This is a genomic window from Roseitranquillus sediminis, assembly GCF_016918935.1.
In the GTDB taxonomy this organism is placed as follows: domain Bacteria; phylum Pseudomonadota; class Alphaproteobacteria; order Rhodobacterales; family Rhodobacteraceae; genus Roseitranquillus; species Roseitranquillus sediminis.
Genome location: NZ_JAFFOB010000025.1, coordinates 737 through 3,236 on the forward strand (window position 1 = coordinate 737; position 2,500 = coordinate 3,236).

Here is a 2,500-nt window from a genome sequence, read left to right on the forward strand (position 1 = left end):
ACCGGCCTCTGTTGCCCGTGTGTTGCCCCGACGCAAAAGGCCCCGGCGCGAGCGCCGGGACCTACCCTTATGTCTCTAATATCGTTCAGGAATTTGGTTGCGGGGGTAGGATTTGAACCTACGACCTTCAGGTTATGAGCCTGACGAGCTACCGGGCTGCTCCACCCCGCGGCATTTTTTCATCGTGTCGAGAGATACGGGTTTTGGGTCTTCGCTAGGTTTGGCGGCGACCTACTCTCCCACGTCTTGAGACGCAGTACCATCGGCGCGGCGGCACTTAACGGCCGAGTTCGGGATGGGATCGGGTGTTTTGCTCGCGCTATGACCACCAAACCGAGTGAAGACCCTGTTTTCCCAAGTCGTGCTTTCGCCAGGGGCGGCGGTGTCGTCACTGGATCGAATCAAGCCTGTCGGACAATTAGTACCGGTCAACTGAGCCGCTTGCACGGCGTACATCTCCGGCCTATCGACGTGGTGGTCTACCACGGTCCTCAGGGATACCTGGTTTTGAGGGGGGCTTCCCGCTTAGATGCCTTCAGCGGTTATCCTGTCCGATCATAGCTACCCTGCACTGCCGTTGGCACGACAACAGGTCCACCAGTGGATCGTTCACCCCGGTCCTCTCGTACTAGGGGCAACTCCTCTCAAGTATCCTACACCCACGGCAGATAGGGACCGAACTGTCTCACGACGTTCTAAACCCAGCTCACGTACCTCTTTAAACGGCGAACAGCCGTACCCTTGGGACCTGCTCCAGCCCCAGGATGAGATGAGCCGACATCGAGGTGCCAAACGGTGCCGTCGATATGGACTCTTGGGCACCATCAGCCTGTTATCCCCGGCGTACCTTTTATCCGTTGAGCGATGGCCCTTCCACGCGGGACCACCGGATCACTATGGCCGTCTTTCGACTCTGCTCGACTTGTCAGTCTTGCAGTCAGGCTGGCTTCTGCCATTGCACTCAACGAGCGATTTCCGACCGCTCTGAGCCAACCTTCGCGCGCCTCCGTTACTCTTTGGGAGGCGACCGCCCCAGTCAAACTACCCGCCACACAGGGTCCCGGAACCGGATGACGGTCCGCGGTTAGACATCAAGCAGGCGAAGGGTGGTATCTCAAGGGTGGCTCCACCCGAACTAGCGTCCGGGCTTCGAAGCCTACCACCTATCCTGCACATCGCATGCCTGATGCCAGTGTGAAGCTGTAGTAAAGGTGCACGGGGTCTTTCCGTCTAACCGCGGGAAGCCTGCATCTTGACAGGCAATTCAATTTCGCTGAGTCGATGTTGGAGACAGCGGGGAAGTCGTTACGCCATTCGTGCAGGTCGGAACTTACCCGACAAGGAATTTCGCTACCTTAGGACCGTTATAGTTACGGCCGCCGTTTACCGGGGCTTCAATTCGGAGCTTGCACCCCTCCTTTTAACCTTCCGGCACCGGGCAGGCGTCAGACCCTATACGTCGTCTTGCGACTTCGCAGAGCCCTGTGTTTTTAGTAAACAGTCGCCACCCCCTGGTTTGTGCCCCCGGACACTGGTTGCCCAGCACCCGGGCCTCCTTCTCGCGAACTTACGGAGGTATTTTGCCGAGTTCCTTCAACATCGTTCTCTCAAGCGCCTTGGTATTCTCTACCAGTCCACCTGTGTCGGTTTCGGGTACGGTCTCATGGAGGGCTATTTCCAGGAACTGCTCAGCAGCCCGACCAATCCGATAAGGTCGAACTACACCTGCAATCCGTCACATCCTCCTGGCCCAGGAATATTCACCTGGTTCCCATCGGCTACGCATGTCTGCCTCGCCTTAGGGGCCGGCTCACCCTGCTCAGATTAGCTTTAAGCAGGAACCCTTGGACTTTCGGCGACAGGGTTTCTCACCCTGTTTGTCGCTACTCATGTCATCATTCTCGCTCGTGATCACTCCACCGGATCCCTCACAGGCCGGCTTCACAGTCGAGTCCAGGCCTCCGTAACGGCTGACGCCGCTAAAGAGGCGCGGACTGCGTCACACGACGCTCCGCTACCATGTGCTTGCGCACATCCTAAGCTTCGGCTCGTGGCTTGAGCCCCGTTACATCTTCGCCGCAAGACAGCTTAAATTAGACCAGTGAGCTGTTACGCTATCTTTAAAGGATGGCTGCTTCTAAGCCAACCTCCTGGTTGTTTTGGCCGTCTCACATGCTTTCCCACTTAGCCACGAATTGGGGGCCTTAGCTGTAGGTCAGGGTTGTTTCCCTCTCCACGACGGACGTTAGCACCCGCCGTGTGTCTGCCATCCAGTACTCCCGGGTATTCGGAGTTTGGTTAGGATCAGTAAGCCTGTGGGGCCCCATTACCCATCCAGTGCTCTACCCCCCGGGGTATTCAGATGACGCGCTACCTAAATAGCTTTCGCGGAGAACCAGCTATCTCCGAGTTTGATTGGCCTTTCACCCCTAGGCACAACTCATCCCGACCTTTTTCAACAGGTGTGGGTTCGGACCTCCAGTTGGTGTTACCCAACCTT

Annotated in this window: 1 tRNA gene and 2 rRNA genes (1 of these 3 only partly in view); all 3 read right to left on the bottom strand. The window is 57.2% G+C overall.

What is annotated here, in order from left to right:
* Positions 1-94: 94 nt before the first annotated feature.
* A tRNA-Met gene (locus JM664_RS16175) sits at positions 95-171 on the bottom strand.
* A 47-nt stretch (positions 172-218) separates the two neighbouring features.
* Positions 219-333: ribosomal RNA gene (gene rrf / locus JM664_RS16180) — 5S ribosomal RNA — on the bottom strand.
* Positions 334-397: 64 nt separating this feature from the next.
* Positions 398-2,500, bottom strand: a 23S ribosomal RNA gene (locus tag JM664_RS16185) (it continues 761 nt past the right edge of the window).